This is a genomic window from Streptomyces sp. NPDC001068, assembly GCF_042897315.1.
In the GTDB taxonomy this organism is placed as follows: Bacteria; Actinomycetota; Actinomycetes; order Streptomycetales; family Streptomycetaceae; genus Streptomyces.
Genome location: NZ_JBIAYD010000001.1, coordinates 343,893 through 360,573 on the forward strand (window position 1 = coordinate 343,893; position 16,681 = coordinate 360,573).

Genomic DNA, 16,681 nt, shown 5'->3' on the forward strand with positions numbered 1-16,681 from the left:
GCCATGACCAACACCGACACGAACGGCCCGCGGCAGGTGCTGCCCACCCCCTCGCACACGGTCGGCCCGTTCTACGGCCACGCGCTGCCCTTCCGCGGCGGCGAGGACATCGCCCCCCTCGGACACCCCGACACGGTCACGGTCCACGGGTACGTCCTCGACGGCGCGGGCTCCCCGGTGCCCGACGCGCTCGTGGAGGTGTGGGGCGCCGACCCCGACGGGAACCTGTCCACGACCGACGGCTCGATGCGGCGCGACGCCGCGACCGGCGACCATCTCGGCCGCAACGGCGTCGAGTTCACCGGCTGGGGGCGGATCCAGACGGACGCCGACGGGCACTGGTACGTGCGGACGCTGCGGCCCGGCGCCCGCGGCGACAGCGCGCCCTGTCTCGGCGTGTGCGTGTTCGCGCGCGGGCTGCTGGTGCACCTGTTCACCCGGATCTACCTGCCGGGCGACGACGCGGCACTCGCCGCCGACCCGCTGCTCACCCGGGTGGGCGAGCGACGCGACACGCTGATCGCCGCCGCGGAGGGCCCGGGGACCTACCGTTTCGACATCCGCCTTCAGGGCGAGGGCGAGACGGTCTTCCTGGAGTTCCAGTGACAACAGTGGGTCACGACGACGACACCGGGCTCCTGGGTCCCGGGTGGTCCGCGTCCGCCGCCGCGTCCGCGACCGGCGACGGCGCCTATCTGCGGGCCCTCCTGGACGCGGAGGCCGCCCTCACCCGGGCCCAGGCGGCCCTGGGGCTGGCCCCGGCCGAGGCCGCCGCGGCCGTGACGGAGGCGGCCGATCCGGCCCGCTTCGACGTCACCGGCCTCGCGGTGCGCGCCCGCGCCGGCGGCAATCCGGTCATCCCGCTGGTCGCCGATCTGACCGAGGCGGTCGGCACGGAGTACGGGCCGTACGTGCACCGGGGCGCCACCAGCCAGGACATCATGGACACGGCGACGATGCTGGTCGCCGCCCGCACCCTGGACCTGGTCCTCTCCGACCTCGGACGCACCGAACGGGCGCTCGCCCGGTCGGCCGCCGAGCACCGCGACACGCCGATGCCCGGCCGCACCCTCACCCAGCACGCGGTGCCGACGACCTTCGGGCTGAAGGCGGCCGGCTGGCGTTCGCTGGTCCTCGACGCCCGGGACCGGGTGTCGCGGGTCAGAAGCTCGCTTCCCGCCCAACTGGGAGGCGCGGCGGGCACGTTGGCGGCCTTCGACGGGTACGGCGCGGACGGCGGGGAACGCGCCGCGGAACTGCCCGCGGTATTCGCACGCGAACTCGCCCTCACCGCGCCCCTGTTGCCGTGGCACACCCTGCGGACACCCGTCGCCGACCTGGCCGGATGCCTCGCCTTCACGGCCGGCGCGCTGGGCAAGGTGGCCGTGGACGTGCTGACGCTGTCCCGTACCGAGATCGGCGAGCTGTCCGAGGGCGGCCGGGGAGGTTCGTCGGCGATGCCGCACAAGGCGAACCCCGTGCGGTCCACCCTCGTCGTCGCCGCCGCCCGGCGGGCCCCGCAGCTCGCGGCCGTCCTGTACGGCTCGCTGGTCGCGGAGGACGAGCGGCCGGCCGGTGCCTGGCACGCCGAGTGGGAGCCGTTGCGGGACCTGTTGCGTGCCGTCGGGGGCGCGGCCCGGGACACGGCGGAGCTGGCGGAGGGGCTGCGCGTGCACCCGGAGGCGATGCGCCGGAACCTGGACCTCACCCGCGGGCTGATCCTCTCCGAGCGGCTGTCCGCCGAACTGGCCCCCGTGCTCGGCCGGGCCCGCGCGAAGGAACTGCTCACCGGCCTCGCCCGCCGCACGCGCGCCGAGAACCGCGCCCTGCCCGAACTCCTCGCACAGGAGCCCGAACTGAAGGACATCGACCTCGAAGGCGCGACCGACCCGGCCCACGCCACGGGCCGGGCCGGCGCCCTCACCGACCGTGCACTGGAGCGACGTTGACCGAAGACCTCCTCGACCACCGCACCGAGGGATCCGCGTCCGCTCCCCCGCTGCTGCTCGGGCCCTCGCTCGGCACCTCCCTCGCGCTGTGGGACGCGGTGGCGCCCGAACTGTCCGCCCGCCACCGGGTGGTGCGCTGGAACCTGCCGGGGCACGGCGGCGCGGCCCCCGGCCTGATCAGCGCCGGGGCGACCGTCGGCGACCTCGCGGACCTGGTGCTGGCGCTCGCCGACTCGCTCGGCGCCGAGCGGTTCGGCTATGCCGGGGTGTCGCTGGGCGGCGCGGTCGGACTGCACCTGGCCGTCCATCACCCGCAACGGCTGGAGTCGCTCGCCGTGATCTGTTCCTCCGCCCACTTCAACGGGTCGGAGCCCTGGGTGGAGCGGGCCGCACGGGTACGCCGGGAAGGTGTGGAGTGGCTCGCGGAGAGCGCGGACGGCCGCTGGTTCACGCCCGGTTTCACCGTGCCGCGTCTCGTCGAGGACCAGCGGACGGCGGACCCGGAGGCGTACGCCGCCTGCTGCGACGCGCTGGGCGCCTTCGACCTGCGGGACCGGCTCGGCGAGATCGCCGTACCCACCCTGCTGGTCGCGGGCCGTCAGGACCCGGCGACCCCGCCGCCGCATCTGCGGGAGATCGCGGACGCGGTGCCGACGGCCACGCTGGTCGAACTGCCCGACTCCTCCCATCTGGCGCCCGCGCAGTGTCCCGAGGCCGTCCTCACCGCGCTCCGCCCGCATCTCGACGGCGGGGCCGGGCTGGGCATGGCGGTGCGCCGGGAGGTGCTGGGCGACGCGCACGTCGACCGGGCACAGGCCCGCCAGACGCCGCTCACGGCCCGCTTCCAGGACTTCGTCACACGCTACGCCTGGGGCGAGATCTGGACCGATCCCACCCTCTCCCGCCGCGAGCGCAGCATGATCACCCTGACCGCGCTGGTCGCGTACGGCCACCACGACGAGCTGGCCATGCACGTGCGGGCCGCCCGGCGCAACGGGCTCACCCCGGAGGAGATCGGTGCGGTACTGCTGCAGACGGCCGTGTACTGCGGGGTCCCGGCGGCCAACGCGGCGTTCGCGACGGCCCGGCGGGCGCTGGCGGAGGACGACGGGTGAACCCGACGGAGCCCCCGGGCACCCGGACCGGGCGGCGCGCCCCTCACCGCAGCCCGCGGCCCGTGTCCAGCATCTCCCGCGCCTGGGCGACCAGCCCGTCCGCCCCGCACGACCGGGCCAGCGACAGACCCCGGTTCAGCTCGGCCACCGAACGCGCGGCGATCCCGTACTCCACCCGCGCCGCCGCGTGCTCGTACTGGCACGGCGACGCCTCCAGATAGGCCACCGCCTGCGAGGCCAGCCGCACCTGACGCTGCCCGGTCTCCAGCGCGGCGGCGCACCGCAGCGCCTCTCCGATGGCCGTGTCCGTGCCGAACCGCTCGGCCTGCCGGCGGGCGTCGGTGGACAGCCGCGCGGCCCGCGTCGGGTCCTCCACCGCCAGGGCCCGGGCGAGATCGAGCGCCCAGGGCACCACCACCGGGTTGGAGTGGCCGCGCGCGACGGCAGCCTTCTCCGCGGCCTCCAGCTCGTTGACGGCCTCCTTCGTACGGCCGACGGCGAGCAGCAGCCGGCCCCGCACGGACCGCGGGTCCGGCATCACGATCGTGGAGGGGTACGGCGGTGCGAAGCCGTACTGTTCGGCCGTCTCCCAGGCCTGATCGACATGGCCGCGGGCGAGCAGTGTGTCGATGAGGTTGCAGGTGGCGGTCCAGTACAGGGGCAGTCTGCGCCCGACCCGTTCGGCGATCCGCAGGGACTCCCGCAGGGACGTCTCCGCGTCCCGCAGCCGGCCGCGCCTGCGGTGTCCGAGGCCCACGTAGGCGTGGGCGAGGGCGAGATGGCCGCCGCTCCAGCCGGCGGACTCGTAGGCGCGCAGGGCCTCGTTGTAGAGGCTCTCGGCGCGGTCGAGACGGTCGGTGTAGACGTAGGCGTTGGCGAGCATCAGCAGCAGTTCGATGCCCCACTCGGTGTCGGTCCAGCCGAGTCCTGGGGCGAGCCTGCCGTTGACCAGGGCGCGGTCGCACAGTTCCACGACCTCCTCGGCGCTCTCGCCCTGGACGAGGAGGTCGAAGCCGCGCAGCATCAGGAGCGCTCGCTCGGAGTTGTCCCGGCCGGTGCAGGTGTCGGCCAGCGCGCCGAGGCGTTCGGAGCGGCGCGGGGAGACGGGCTCGCCGGCGATCCCCTCCCACATGAACTGGACGGCCTGGAGCCGGAGCCGGGCCGGGCCCTCCTCGTGCCGGGCGGCCTCCGCCTCCACCGTGCGGACGGCCTCCTCCAGCTGGTCGTTGTGGAGGAGGGCCTGGGAGAGCCGGAAGACGGCGTCGACGCGCTCGGCGCCGCCGAGGCCCGGCATGCCGAGCGCGTTGCGCAGGTGGCCGATGGTGACGGCGGGCTTGGTGAGCAGGGTGGCGCAACCCAGTTCGTAGAGCACGCGCGCGTGGACCTCGGGCAGCGGCGGTTCCACCAGGGCCCGTTCGAGGCAGCGGCGGGCCGCGTCCGGGGCGCCGACGGCGAGGTGTTCCTTGGCCGCGTCGCGCAACTGCTGGACGAGTTCCTCGTCGTCGTCCGGATGCACCTTCAGCAGATGGCGGGACGCCTCGGCGATGCCACGGCCGTCGTCGATGACGATCTGGGCGGCGATGCCGTGCATGGCGGTGCACATCGCCGGGGGGATGGAGTTGTAGACGGCGGTGGCGATCAGCGGGTGGACGAACTCCAGGTCACCGGTGTTCGGGCGGGACCCGGCCGGGTCGGGTGCGGTGAGGATGCGGGCGGTGCGCAGCAGGTCGGCGCAGCGTTCGGCGTCCGGCACGCTCATGGTGGCGAGCTGGGAGACCAGGTCGACGGAGATGCCGGTGCCCAGGATGGCGGCGGCCCAGGCGAACCGGGTCGCGTCGATGCCGAGGCCCTCCAGGCGGGTGACGAGTCCGCCGCCGCGGGCCGACCGGTTGAGGGCGCGCAGTTCGCCGGCCCGGGCCTCGACGGGTTCGACCTCGCTGTCCTGGACCTTGGCGAGGAGTTCGACGGTCTCGTAGGGGTTGCCGCCGGTGACGGCCCAGACCTCGCGGCAGAACGGGGCGTCGGCGTGCGCGCCGAGGGTGGCGAGGGTGAGTCCGGCGGTGGCGTCCGGGGTGAGGGCGCTGAGCGTGCGCACCGGGGTCGCGGCCGCGGCGGCCACGGTGTCGAGGTAGCGGGCGCTGTCCCCGCTGACCTCGCCGGGGCGGCGGGCGACCAGGACGAGCACGGACAGGTCGTCCAGGCGCTCCGCGAAGGCGGCCAGCCAGGCCAGGGTCTCCTGGTCGGCCCAGTGCGCGTCGTCGATCAGCAGCACCAGCGGCCAGTCCCGTCTGGCCAGCCGGCGGACGGCGGCGACCAATCCGTCGCAGACGCCCTGCGGGTCGGCGTGGCGTCCGCCGGGGTCGGTTATGCCGAGAGCGGGGCCGGCGATGTCGTACCAGTCGCCGAGGTACTCGCGGGCCTCGTCCGGGTGCAGGGAGACCAGCGCGGGCTGGAGCAGCTGCCGTACGACGTTGAAGGGGACGCTGCGCAGGGTCTCGCCGCCGCGGGCGGACCAGACGGTGCAGCCACGGCGCTCGGCGATGCGCCTCGTCTCGGCCAGCAGCGCGGTCTTGCCGAGCCCGGCCTCACCGCGCAGGACGAGCACGTGCCCGGAGGTGGTCCGGTCCGCGCACAGGAGGTCGAGCGCGCCGGTGACGGCGGCGATCTCCGTGTCGCGCTCCCAGAGTGGCGCGGCGGAGCCCTCCGGGAGTTGGTCCTCCGTCATCCCGCTGCCTCCCCAAGTCGCCCGAACGACGTACGGGCCACGAGCCTAGTCCCCTCGTCGGCCGCCCGGCGGCCGGTCCGGGCAGCTGTTGCCGTGTCGGGTGACCGCGGGTGCGCCGGAACGACGCGTGACGGCCCCGACCTGCCTCTGTCGAGCGAACGGACCGTCAATACCCGGCAAAATAAGCCGACTTGACGGACTCGGGCGGCACGGCGGCGGAATCACCCCCCTCTGAGGACACCGACGACAGGCGCGGGGACGCCGTCGCCGAGCCGCGTCACCGAAACACCGCCGGACACCACCCGCGCCGAGACCCACACGGCCCGCGAACCGGCACCGACCGCCGGACGGCACCCCTTGCGGACGTGAGGGGGGACGGGTCCGAGGCGGTTCATCGAGGTGACTCATCCGAAAGTCGCCGGATCCTCTCATCCGACTTTCACCGATGCCTCATACGGTGGGGGCATGACGCAGGTGACTCCCCCCGGGTGGTACCCCGACCCCGGGCAGACAAGTGACGGTCCGGCCAGTGAGCGTTGGTGGGACGGCAAGGCGTGGACGGAGCGGACCCGCCCCGCCGGGTCGGGTGCCGACTGGGGTCCCCCGACGCACCCCCCGGCCTCGCCCGACCCGGCCTCGCCCCGCCCCGAAGACACGGCCGACCCGGCCGGCACCGCCGACCCGGCCGACGCGGCCCGCCAGACGCATCCGGGATACCCGGCGTACCCGGGGCCTGCCGGATACCAGGGCCCTCCCGGATACCAGGGCTACCCGGGATACCCCGGCTACCCGGCGCCGCCGGCCACCGGGAGGCGCGGGCTGCGCACCGGCGTGGCCGTCGGGATCGCCGTGGCGGTCCTCGCCGCGATCGGGGTGGGCGCGTGGGCGCTCACCGCCGACGGCGACGGTGGCGGGCAGGCCTCGCAGCGGAACCCGGGCGGGCAGAGCGGCGGTTCCGGGCAGGGCGGCCCCGAGGGCCAGAACGGCGGCCAGGGCTTCCCCTTCGGCGGCTCGGGCGGCTCGGGATCCGGCGGTTCCGACTCGGGCGGCTCCGGAGACGGCGGCTCGCCGGCGCCGGGTCAGTCCGAGGCGCCCAAGGTCCAGGGCGGCGGCACGGTGTCCGACTCCGTCAACGCCATCGGCATCCCGGTACCGAAGGGCTGGACCGGGCAGGTCATCAACGTCGGCGCCCAGATCACCTCCGACGACTCCTACAAGTGCCCCGGCGACACCTCCCAGTCCTGCACCACCGGCGGTGCCTACTCGGCGCCCGCGCTGGCGCTGGGCACCAAGGGCGACACCGCCGAGGAGGTCGCCAAGGCGGACATCTCGGCCAACGCCTCGGAGTCGTACGGCGGCAAGACGTACGGCTCGATCACCTCGCACGAGGTGCTGGCCTCCAAGGCGGTCACCGTGGCCGGGCAGAAGGGCTACCTGGTCCGCTGGAAGGCGGTGACCAGCAAGGGCTCGGACGGCTACGTCGAGTCGCTGGCCTTCCCGTCGCCCTCGAACGCCCGGCAGATCGTGGTCGTGCGGTTCGGTGTGGACGTCGGCCAGAAGCAGTCGGTCATCGACGAGATCACCCAGGGCATCAGGGTGTCCTCCGGCGGCGGCGACGGTCAGACCGTCTGACCCGTCGGGGCGCCGGGACGTCGAACGGCCGGGTGGAGCGCCCCTCCGCTCAAAGGGGAACCCCACCCGGCCGGGGGGTGCGCGCCGCCCCCGTCCCCACGGTGCGGCGCGAACAGGTCACCGTCCAGTCATCCCGTGGACGGCGGCCTGGGTCTGGGCGAGTCCGAGTGCGGGCAGCACCACGGCATCCACGAAGCAGACGAGGTAGGCCGCGTCGGCGTACTCGCCGGTGAGCACCGGCCGTACCCGCAGCACGCCGAACATCATGGCGGGCACGTAGTCCAGCGCCGGCAGGCCCTCGGGCACCTCGCCGCGGTCGACACCGCGGCGCAGGATCTCCTGGAGCGCGGCGATCTCCGGTCCGACCAGCGCCTCGCGCAGCGCGAGGGCCAGTTCCATGTCGGAGTGCAGGGCGTGACTGAGCGCCGAGAGCAGCTTGGTGTCCTTGCCCGACCAGTCCCCCGCGGCCCGCGCCACCTCGCGCAGGTCCCCGGCGAGCGAACCGGTGTCGACACCGGCGAAGCGCACGTCGCGGGTCGCCCGCAGCGCGGCCGCCACGAACTGCGGCTTCGTCTTCCACTGCCGGTAGAGGGTCGACTTGCTGCAGCGGGTGCTGCTGGCGACGCCCTCCATGGTCACGGAGTCGTAGCCGCACTCACGGATCTGTTCGAGCACGGCGTCGAAGAACTCCCGTTCACGCTCCGGCGTGATCTTGGAGCGGCGCGAGGCGGCGACCGTCTCCGGTTCGTCCGCGGCCTGCGACGTCATGTGCCCTACTCCTCACTCGCGCATCACGTTCGGATCATCTGCTGCCCGCCCGCCGTTCGGCCCGGGCGGAAACCTACAACCAGTGTGGCCCACGTCTATCGATACGTCACTGTACCGGTACTCGACCGTATCGGTACAGTGGCGTATCGGTACAGCCGCGTATCGGTACGCTTGCGTATCGCGTAGGAGATCCAAACGGGTCCGGACCACCGTCCGGGCTCCAGCACCACCGTCAGTGAGGGGGCCTGGGATGCGATCCCAGTCCGAGCCGGCAGCAGCGGAGCCGGGGGCGATAGCCCGGCCACCGCTGGTCCGTGAGTTCCTGCTCGTCGCGGGACTCTTCCTCGTCTACAAGTTCGGGCGGCAGCTGGCCACCGGCCACACCACCGAGGCACTGCACAACGCCCACCGGATCTGGGACCTGGAACGGACGCTGGACCTGCCCTCGGAGGTCGGCGTGCAGTCCGCACTGCTGCACGGCGACACCCTCGTCCACCTCGCCAACACCTACTACGCGACGATTCATTTCCCGGCCACGCTGGGCTTCCTCGTCTGGCTCTACGTGAAGCGGCCCGCGCACTACGTCTGGGCCCGCCGGGTCCTCGCCGTGGTCACCGCGGCCGCCCTGGTGCTCCCCTTCACCTTCCCGCTGGCGCCGCCCCGGATGCTGGCCGCGACCGGCCTGGTCGACACCGCCCGGATGTACGGCCCCTCGGTCTACGGGCCGCCCGCCCGGGACCACCTCTCCAACCAGTTCGCGGCGATGCCCTCGCTGCACTTCGGCTGGGCCCTGATGGTGGCGATCGGCCTGATCGCGGCGACCCGCTCCCGGTGGCGCTGGCTGTGGCTGCTGCACCCGGCGGTCACCCTGCTGGTGATCGTGGGCACCGCCAACCACTACTGGCTGGACGCGATCGCCGCCACCGTGATGCTCGGCGCCGCCCTGGCCCTCATCCACCCGCCCCACCGCACGACGACCACGGCCGGACGCGGCACCGGCACCCCGCGGCTCGTCTCCGAGGAGCCCGCACTGGCAGGGGCGGGCCGATGAGCACCGCGGCCCTGCTCGCCGTCCTGCTCTCCCTGGTGTCGGCCGTCGCCTACGCGGCCGCCGCGGTCGCCCAGGAGCGGCTCGCGTCGAGGAGCGCCGGGACGGGTCTGGTCCGACTGCTCGGGTCCGGTGCCTGGTGGGCGGCGGTGGGCCTGAACGCGGGCGCGGCCCTCCTGCACGTCGTGGCCCTCAAATACGGCCCGCTCACCCTCGTGCAGCCGCTGGGCGCACTCACCCTGGTCGCGGCCGTGCCGATGGGCGCGCGGGTGGCCGGGCGCCGGGTCAGCGCGCGGGAGTGGCGGGGCACCGCCCTGACCCTGCTCGGTCTGGCCGCCCTGCTGGTCACGGCGTCCGGCCCGGCGCCCCATCGGGTGCTGAGCCTCACCGAGGCACTCGCGGTGGCCGGTACGACCGCGGTCCTGATCGGCGGCCTCTCGCGCCCCGGCGCCCGTCCGGGCCTGCGGCACGCGACCGCCTCCGGCTTCGCGTCGGGGGTCGCCTCCGCCCTCACCCAGACGGTGACGGTCGCGGCGACGGACCGCTCCGGACCGGCGCTGAGCGTCGAGGTGATCGTGGTCACGCTTCTGGTGGCGGCGTTCGCGGTGGGTGGCCTGCTGCTCTCCCAGACGGCCTACCGGGGCGGCCTGGGCGCGCCCCTGGCGGTGGTCACCCTGGCCAACCCGGTGGCGGCGGCGGTCATCGGCCTGACCCTGCTGGGGCAGGGCCTGCACGGCGGGGCGACGGGCGTCCTGCTCGCCCTGGCGGGCGCCGGCCTCGCCTCCTACGGCGTGATCCTGCTGACCCGGGTGACCCCGGCGGCGGCCCGGATCGTGGAACCGGACGACGACGAGCACCCGGTGGCCGCCGTTCTGGCCCTGGAGGAGGCCCGGGTGGCGGCGGAACAGGCGCTGCTGCCCCGGCAGAAGCCGGGGACCGAGCACCTCACGGCACTCTGAAAGAGGCCCCTGACGGGAATCATCCCGTCAGGGGCGCGGGGAACCGCGCGATCAGCCACAACGCAGACGCAACCGCGGCCGCCCCGGCGCCCGCCCGAACCGCCGCGGGCCACTCAGGTCGCCCCCGGCCCCCTGCCCCCGCCGAACCTCAGCCCAGGCCGCGCGAGTCCTGCTTGAGCGCCGTGTCCACGGTCAGCGCGGTCGCCACGACCAGGCTGCGCAGCGGCTCCGGCAGCTGGTGGTGGATCTGCAGCACGTAGTTGTCGGCCGTGGTGAACAGCGTCTTGGCGAGCCCCTCCCAGGTCTTGGTGATCCGGGCCACCTCCTGGTCGGCGTGGTCGACGATCGCGAAGTTCCAGGCGCGCCAGTTCTCGGCCTTGATCGCGCCGACCTTCTGGCCCCCGGCCATCATCGCGAAGTTGATCTTCCCGATCATGTTCTGCTGGACGATCTCACCGACCTGCGAGCCGTCCGGGCGCGTCACGATCACCCGCGACTTGAATATCTTCGCCGGCCGGGTCAGCAGCAGCTGCGGCTGTCCCTGCGCGTCGCGGATCTCCAGCCGGTGGGTCATGTACTGGTCGAGGCTGGAGACGAAGCGCAGGATCTTCTTCAGCGCGCTCTGCCCGACCTCGACCACCGAGCCGATCTCCCGGCCGTGCTGGTCCATGACCTTGTATTCGTTGGTCAGCTCGATCAGCTTGGCCTTCTGGTTCACCACCAGGACCGGCTCGGTGAAGAGTGTCTGGGCCGCACCGTTCGGATCGGGGTGCGAGTCTGCAGGTGTGTTCGATTGCGTGGTCACCGGGGCAGATTACCCCGGGCTGACCGGTACCTGATCAGTCCGCACGATGCGTTCCCAGCCTGTTGTCATTCGGTGATGATCGCCGGATCGCTCACCCCGGGGCGTCCGTTCTCCACGTGCCCCGCGAACCGCCGCAGGAAGGTCGCGTCGGTGTCGGAGGTGACCGTCAGGTCGTACCACTGGTCGCTGTGGTTGAGGTGGGCGATGTGCTTGACGGTGGCGCCCGCGCGGACCGTGAAGGTGCGCTCCCGGCCGCCGTACCCGTCCGCCACCCTCAGCCTGACCGTACCGGTGCCCCTGTTGGTGAGGGTCAGCTCGACGTCGTCGCCGTGCTGCCGCGCGGTGACCTCCGGTCCCGCCACCTTGCCGCGGCCCCGGAAGGCGCGCAGGAAGCCGTTCGGGCCGTGCACGGTCAGGTCGTACGAGCCGTCCGGGCGCACCGGGTTCCAGGTGTCGGAGACGGACCTGCCGGCCTCGGTGGTGTAGGTCCAGGGCCCGTCGGCGCGGCTGTCGGACGTGACGAGGAAGGCGGCCCCGGCCTGTGCGCCCGAGGCGAAGGTGAGGGTGATCCGGCCGTCCGCCGGGTCCGGTGAGGCGTCCACCTGGGGGGCGTACCTGAGCGGCCGGGTGGGCCGCGAGCCGCGCTCCTGCCTGGGCAGCGCCGGGTGGGCGGGCGGGGTGGGCACGTAGTCGGGGTGGCGGTCGCCGTCCGTCGGCCGGTAGCCGTCCGTGGACGGCAGCCTGACCGGCTTGGTGTCCTTGCGGGAGAAGTCGAACGCGGCGGTCAGGTCACCGCTGACGGTGCGCCGCCAGGGTGAGATGTTCGGCTCGTGGACGCCGAAGCGCCGCTCCATGAACCGGATGACCGAGGTGTGGTCGAGCGTCTCGGAGCAGACGTAACCGCCCTTGCTCCAGGGGGAGACGACGATCATCGGGACCCGCTGGCCGAGGCCGTAGGCGCCGGCCGCGTGGCTCGCGTCGCCCTTGAAGAGGTCCAGCGACGGGTCGACCGTGGACCGGCCCTGCGCGGCGGAGGCCGGCGGGAACGGCGGGATCAGGTGGTCGAAGAAGCCGTCGTTCTCGTCGTAGGTGATGAACAGGGCCGTCCTCGCCCACACCTCGGGGTCGGCGGTGAGCGCGTCCAGGACCTGGGAGATGTACCAGGCGCCGTAGTTGGCGGGCCAGTTGGGGTGCTCGGTGAAGGCCTCGGGGGCGACCACCCAGGAGATCTGGGGCAGCTTGCCGGACTTGACGTCGGCCTTCAGCCGGTCGAAGAAACCCTCGCCCTTGCTGGCGTCGGTGCCGGTGCGGGCCTTGTCGTACAGCGGGTCGCCGGGCTTGGCGTTCTGGTACTGCTTGAAGTAGAGCAGCGAGTTGTCGCCGTAGTTGCCCCGGTAGGCGTCCTGGATCCAGCCCCAGCCGCCGGCCGCGTCCAGGCCGTCGCCGACGTCCTGGTAGATCTTCCAGGAGACCCCCGCCTTCTCCAGCCGCTCGGGGTACGTAGTCCAGGAGTAGCCGGCCTCGTCGTTGCCGAGGACCGGGCCGCCGCCCTGGCCGTCGTTGCCGGTGTACCCCGACCACAGGTAGTAGCGGTTCGGGTCGGTGGAACCCATGAACGAGCAGTGGTAGGCGTCGCAGATGGTGAAGGCGTCGGCGAGCGCGTAGTGGAACGGGATGTCGTCCCGGTTCAGGTACGCCATGGTCGTGGAGCCCTTGGCCGGGACCCACTTGTCGTACTTGCCGTTGTTGACGGCGGTGTGCGTGTCGGCCCAGCCGTGCGGGAGGTCCTGGATGAAGGCGAGGCCCAGGTCGTCGGCGTCCGGGTGGAACGGCAGGATGTCCTTGGTGCCGTTCGACTGGTGCCACACCGACGTGCCGCCCTGGGTGACCGGACGCGGGTCGCCGAAGCCGCGGACGCCTCTGAGGGTGCCGAAGTAGTGGTCGAACGAACGGTTCTCCTGCATCAGGACGACGATGTGCTCGACGTCCTCGATCGACCCGGTGCGGTGGTTCGCGGGCAGCGCGGCGGCGCGCTGGATGCTGCCGGACAGCGCGGTGAACGCCGTCGTGGCGCCAGCGAGTTGGAGGAATCGGCGCCGGTTTGCTTCGGTCATGGGTGTGCGACCTCTCATCCTGACGTGCGGGATGGCCGGAACGGGGCGGATTGTGCGCGGGTGCGAGTGTTCCAAGGGCATCGAACGTCAGGGAAGGGTCTGGTGGCGCCGATGTGAAAGTCGGCGCAACGCGAGGGGGCGGCCTTGTGCTGAACGGCGTCGCGTTCCCGGGTCGTCGACCGCGCCGACGGGGTGTCCGCAGGACATGCGGCCCGCTCGGATCGCCGGTGCGGTGGATTTCGCGGCCGATCCGCGGGCACGGTCATACGAGGGCTGCCGCGCACCCGTCTGACGTACGGGGACCGGTGCGGACACGCACAGAAACCGGCCAACTCCGGCAACCGGCAGGTCCCGCCCCGCCGGACCCGGCGGTCCGGTGCCCGTTCGGCCCACCGGGCGTCCCGGCGGGTCCCGCGTCATCTGACGGGCCGTCGGGATCCGGTCACGACGACCCGTTCCCCGCCCGGTCCGGAGGGTCCCCGCCGATATCGTTGTCGGCATCCGCAAGGAGCGATCGGGGACCGATGTTCGAAGTTCGTCTGCTCGGCCCGGTGGAGGTCTGGGCAGGGGGCCGGCGGGCCCCGCTCGGCGGCTCCCGGCCGCTGGCCGTCCTCGCCGCGCTCGTCGTGCACCTGGGCCGGGTGATCCCCACCGAGCGCCTGGTGGACCTCGTCTGGGACGAGGAGGCCCCGGCGACCGCGGGCGCCCTGGTGGCCACCCATGTCTCGGCCGTGCGCCGGGCGCTGGCCCGGGTCGGCAGCGCCGAGGTGATCCGCACCCGGCCCCCGGGCTACGTCGCCGACCTCGCCCCCGGCCGGGTCGACGCGCGCCGGTTCGAGGAACTCCTCGCGGCGGGGCGGTCCGCCCGGCGTCCCGAGGAGGCCTCCGACGCGCTGGCGGAGGCGCTGGGGCTGTGGCGGGGCCGGGAGGCGCTGGAAGGTCTCGGCCAGTCGTTCGCGCGGATCGAGGCGGCCCGGCTCGGGGAGTTGCGGCTGGTCGCCCAGGAGGAGTTCTTCGGGCTGGCGCTGGAGCTCGGCCGCGCGGACGGCACGATCGCCCCGCTCCTCGCGCACGTGGCCGAACACCCGTTGCGGGAGCGGCCGCGCGGCCAGCTGATGACCGCCCTGTTCCGCGCCGGCCGGGTCTCCGACGCGCTGCGCGTCTTCCAGGAGGGCCGAACCGTCCTCCGGGACGAACTGGGCATCGACCCCGGCCCGGAGCTGCGCGCAGTCCACCAGGCGGTGCTGAGCGGTGACACGGGCGTGCTGGGGACCGGGCAGCCGGCCCGCACTCCGCCCGCGCCGCGCGCGGCCGAGCCCGCGCCCTCCCATCTCCCGCCCGACATCGCCGACTTCGTAGGCCGCGCCGAACAGGTCGGATGGGCCACCGAACTGCTGCGGAGCGTCGGCGATCCCGGCCGGACCGCGCCCCCGATCGGGGTGATCTCCGGGCGTTCCGGCATGGGCAAGACCGCCCTCGCGGTGCACGTCGGTCACCGCACCGCCGAACTCTTCCCCGACGGACGCCTGTTCGTGGACCTGAGAGCCGCCGACACCACGCCGCTGGCGCCCGCCGACGCACTCTCCCGGCTGCTGCGCGCGATGGGGGTCGACCCGGACACGGTGTCCTCCGGGGTCGAGGAGCTGACCGGTCTGTACCGCACCCACATCGGGCACCGGCGGGTCCTGATCGTCCTGGACAACGCGGCCGGCGAGGCGGCCGTCAGGCCGCTGCTGCCGCCCGGTCCCGGCTCCGCGGTGCTGATCACCAGCCGCCGCCGGCTGGTGGCCCTGGAGGGCGCCGCCCACCTGGACCTCGCCGTCCCGGACGAGGCCGAGGCCCTCGACCTGTTCCGCCGGGTGGCCGGCCCCGGGCGGGCCGGGGCGGATCCGGAGCGGGCCGCGGAGATCGTCACCCTGTGCGGGCGGCTGCCGCTCGCCGTACGCATCGCCGGGGCCCGGTTGGCCGCCCGCCCGCACTGGGCGCCCGCCCGGCTCGCCGGACGGTTGCGCGACGAGCAGCGCCGGCTCAACGAACTCAGCGCCGGGGACCTGGAGTTGCGCACCAGCCTGGAACTCGGCTACGCCGACCTCGGGCCTCAGGAGCAGCGGGCCCTGCGCCGCCTCGCACTGCTGGACCTGCCCGACTTCGCGGCCTGGATCGCCGCGCCGCTGCTCGGCATGGGGACCGAGGAGGCCGAGGAGGCCGTCGAGCGGCTGGTGGACTGCCACTTCGTCGACGTGATCGGGACGGACGGCACCGGGCTCGCCCGCTACCGGATCCACGACCTCGCCCGCGAACACGCGCGCGAGCGCTGCCTGTCCGAGGAGAGCGCCGAGGAGCGTGCCGCCGCGGTACTGCGGCTCGTCGGCTGCTGGCTGGACCTGGCCCGCAAGGCGGCCGCCCGCGGCCCGGGCGGTGCGGTACGGCACTTCCCCGAACCGGCGGCCGTCCGTCCCCTCGACCCGGAGACGGAGGAGGCGCTGCTCGCCCGGCCGGCGGCCTGGTTCGCCGCCGAGCAGGCCGGGCTGCTGGCCGCCGTGACGCACTGCGCCGACCACGGCATGGCACGGGCAGCGCGGGACCTCGCCGGTGCTCTGATAGCGAGTTCGGCGGTGCTGTACAACCAGTTCGACGCCTGGTCCCGCTCGCACACCGCGGCCATGGCGGCGGTGCGCCGCGGCGGGGACGTCGAGGGCGAGGCGTGGCTGCTCGCCGGTCTCGGCCAACTCCGCTACGAACAGGACAGGTTCGAGGACTCCTACACCTATTTCGCCGACGCGCTGCGGCTGTTCGGCGAGGGCTCGGCCGAGGGGTCGGCGATGGCGCTGGCCGGGATGGGCACCGTACGCCGCGAACAGGCCCGCTACGCCGAGGCGTCGGAGCTCCTCGATGCCGCGCTGGAGCGGTACGGCGACGACGGCGACACCGGTGCCAGGGCACGCGTGCTGTACGGCATCGGGTACGTGCACCGCGAGCAGGGGCGCGGCGGGCCGGCCCGGGCGGCCCTGTCCCGCGGCCTGGCGCTCTACCGGGCCGCCGAGGACCGGCACGGCGAGGGGCTCACCCTGCGTTCGCTGGCCCTGTGCGACCGGGCCGAGGGCCGGTACCCGGAGGCCGAACGGCTGTTGCACGACGCCCTGCGGCTCTTCACCGGCCTGCACGACGTCTTCGGCACGATGTACACCGAACAGTCGTTGGCCAAAGTCGAGTTGCGCACCGGTCGTACGGAACGGGCGGAGCCGCGGCTGGAGCGCTGCCTGGCGGTGGCCCGGCAGCGGCAGGACCGCTTCGGCGAGGCGCTGGTGCTGCGCACGCTCGGGCAGGCGAGGCTGGCGGCCGGGGACACCGACGGGGCCCGGGAACCGCTGGAGCGGGCGACTGCCCTCTGGGCGGAGCTGGGGCTGCCATTGTGGCGGGCGCGGACCGTGTGGGACCTGGCCGAGGTGTGGACGGCGGACGGCGACCCGGAGTCCGCGCGGGCGGCACGGGCACAGGCGCTGGAGGTGTTCCGGTCGACGGGCGCGCGGGAGGCCGAAGAGCACCGGGCCGACGGGCCGTCGTAG

The 16,681-nt window shown here is 73.9% G+C and carries 11 protein-coding genes; 7 read left to right on the top strand and 4 right to left on the bottom strand.

All coding sequences use genetic code 11. The features are described from left to right. Positions 1-3 precede the first annotated feature (3 nt). The 3 genes from pcaG to pcaD are packed head-to-tail and all read left to right on the top strand — an operon-like array spanning position 4 to position 3,064. On the top strand, positions 4-606 hold the full coding sequence (pcaG, locus tag ACFY3I_RS01580) for a protocatechuate 3,4-dioxygenase subunit alpha (RefSeq protein WP_390858845.1): 603 nt from the start codon (positions 4-6) through the stop codon (positions 604-606). After that, positions 603-1,949, top strand: coding sequence for a 3-carboxy-cis,cis-muconate cycloisomerase (pcaB, locus tag ACFY3I_RS01585; protein WP_390858846.1), 1,347 nt, complete (start codon positions 603-605; stop codon positions 1,947-1,949). The genes pcaG and pcaB overlap by 4 nt, the downstream gene beginning before the upstream one ends. Next, positions 1,946-3,064, top strand: a complete 1,119-nt coding sequence (pcaD, locus tag ACFY3I_RS01590; protein ID WP_390858847.1) for a 3-oxoadipate enol-lactonase — start codon at positions 1,946-1,948, stop codon at positions 3,062-3,064. Before pcaB ends, pcaD begins: the two co-directional genes overlap by 4 nt. Positions 3,065-3,107: 43 nt before the next feature. Here the strand turns inward: pcaD and ACFY3I_RS01595 are convergent, their stop codons facing one another. Then, positions 3,108-5,789, bottom strand: coding sequence for an ATP-binding protein (locus ACFY3I_RS01595; protein ID WP_390858848.1), 2,682 nt, complete (start codon positions 5,787-5,789; stop codon positions 3,108-3,110). A gap of 465 nt (positions 5,790-6,254) precedes the next feature. On the opposite strand from ACFY3I_RS01595, the gene ACFY3I_RS01600 reads away from it, so the two are divergent. Beyond that, positions 6,255-7,421: a DUF2510 domain-containing protein gene (locus tag ACFY3I_RS01600; protein WP_390858849.1), complete on the top strand. Its 1,167-nt coding sequence runs from the start codon at positions 6,255-6,257 to the stop codon at positions 7,419-7,421. 117 nt (positions 7,422-7,538) lie between these two features. On the opposite strand, the gene ACFY3I_RS01605 is transcribed toward ACFY3I_RS01600, so the two are convergent. After that, on the bottom strand, positions 7,539-8,189 hold the full coding sequence (locus tag ACFY3I_RS01605; RefSeq protein ID WP_365294194.1) for a TetR/AcrR family transcriptional regulator C-terminal ligand-binding domain-containing protein: 651 nt from the start codon (positions 8,187-8,189) through the stop codon (positions 7,539-7,541). Positions 8,190-8,439: 250 nt separating this feature from the next. Between ACFY3I_RS01605 and ACFY3I_RS01610 the strand changes: the two genes are divergently transcribed. Continuing rightward, complete coding sequence (locus ACFY3I_RS01610; protein ID WP_390858850.1) at positions 8,440-9,240, top strand: phosphatase PAP2 family protein; 801 nt, start codon at positions 8,440-8,442, stop codon at positions 9,238-9,240. Then, positions 9,237-10,196: a hypothetical protein gene (locus ACFY3I_RS01615; RefSeq protein ID WP_390858851.1), complete on the top strand. Its 960-nt coding sequence runs from the start codon at positions 9,237-9,239 to the stop codon at positions 10,194-10,196. Before ACFY3I_RS01610 ends, ACFY3I_RS01615 begins: the two co-directional genes overlap by 4 nt. A 148-nt stretch (positions 10,197-10,344) precedes the next feature. On the opposite strand, the gene ACFY3I_RS01620 is transcribed toward ACFY3I_RS01615, so the two are convergent. Both ACFY3I_RS01620 and ACFY3I_RS01625 read right to left on the bottom strand, forming a co-directional pair. Further along, on the bottom strand, positions 10,345-11,001 hold the full coding sequence (locus tag ACFY3I_RS01620) for an LURP-one-related/scramblase family protein (protein WP_390858852.1): 657 nt from the start codon (positions 10,999-11,001) through the stop codon (positions 10,345-10,347). 65 nt (positions 11,002-11,066) lie between these two features. Then, positions 11,067-13,115, bottom strand: coding sequence for a phosphocholine-specific phospholipase C (locus tag ACFY3I_RS01625; protein ID WP_390858853.1), 2,049 nt, complete (start codon positions 13,113-13,115; stop codon positions 11,067-11,069). A gap of 524 nt (positions 13,116-13,639) precedes the next feature. On the opposite strand from ACFY3I_RS01625, the gene ACFY3I_RS01630 reads away from it, so the two are divergent. Then, complete coding sequence (locus tag ACFY3I_RS01630) at positions 13,640-16,681, top strand: BTAD domain-containing putative transcriptional regulator (RefSeq protein WP_390858854.1); 3,042 nt, start codon at positions 13,640-13,642, stop codon at positions 16,679-16,681.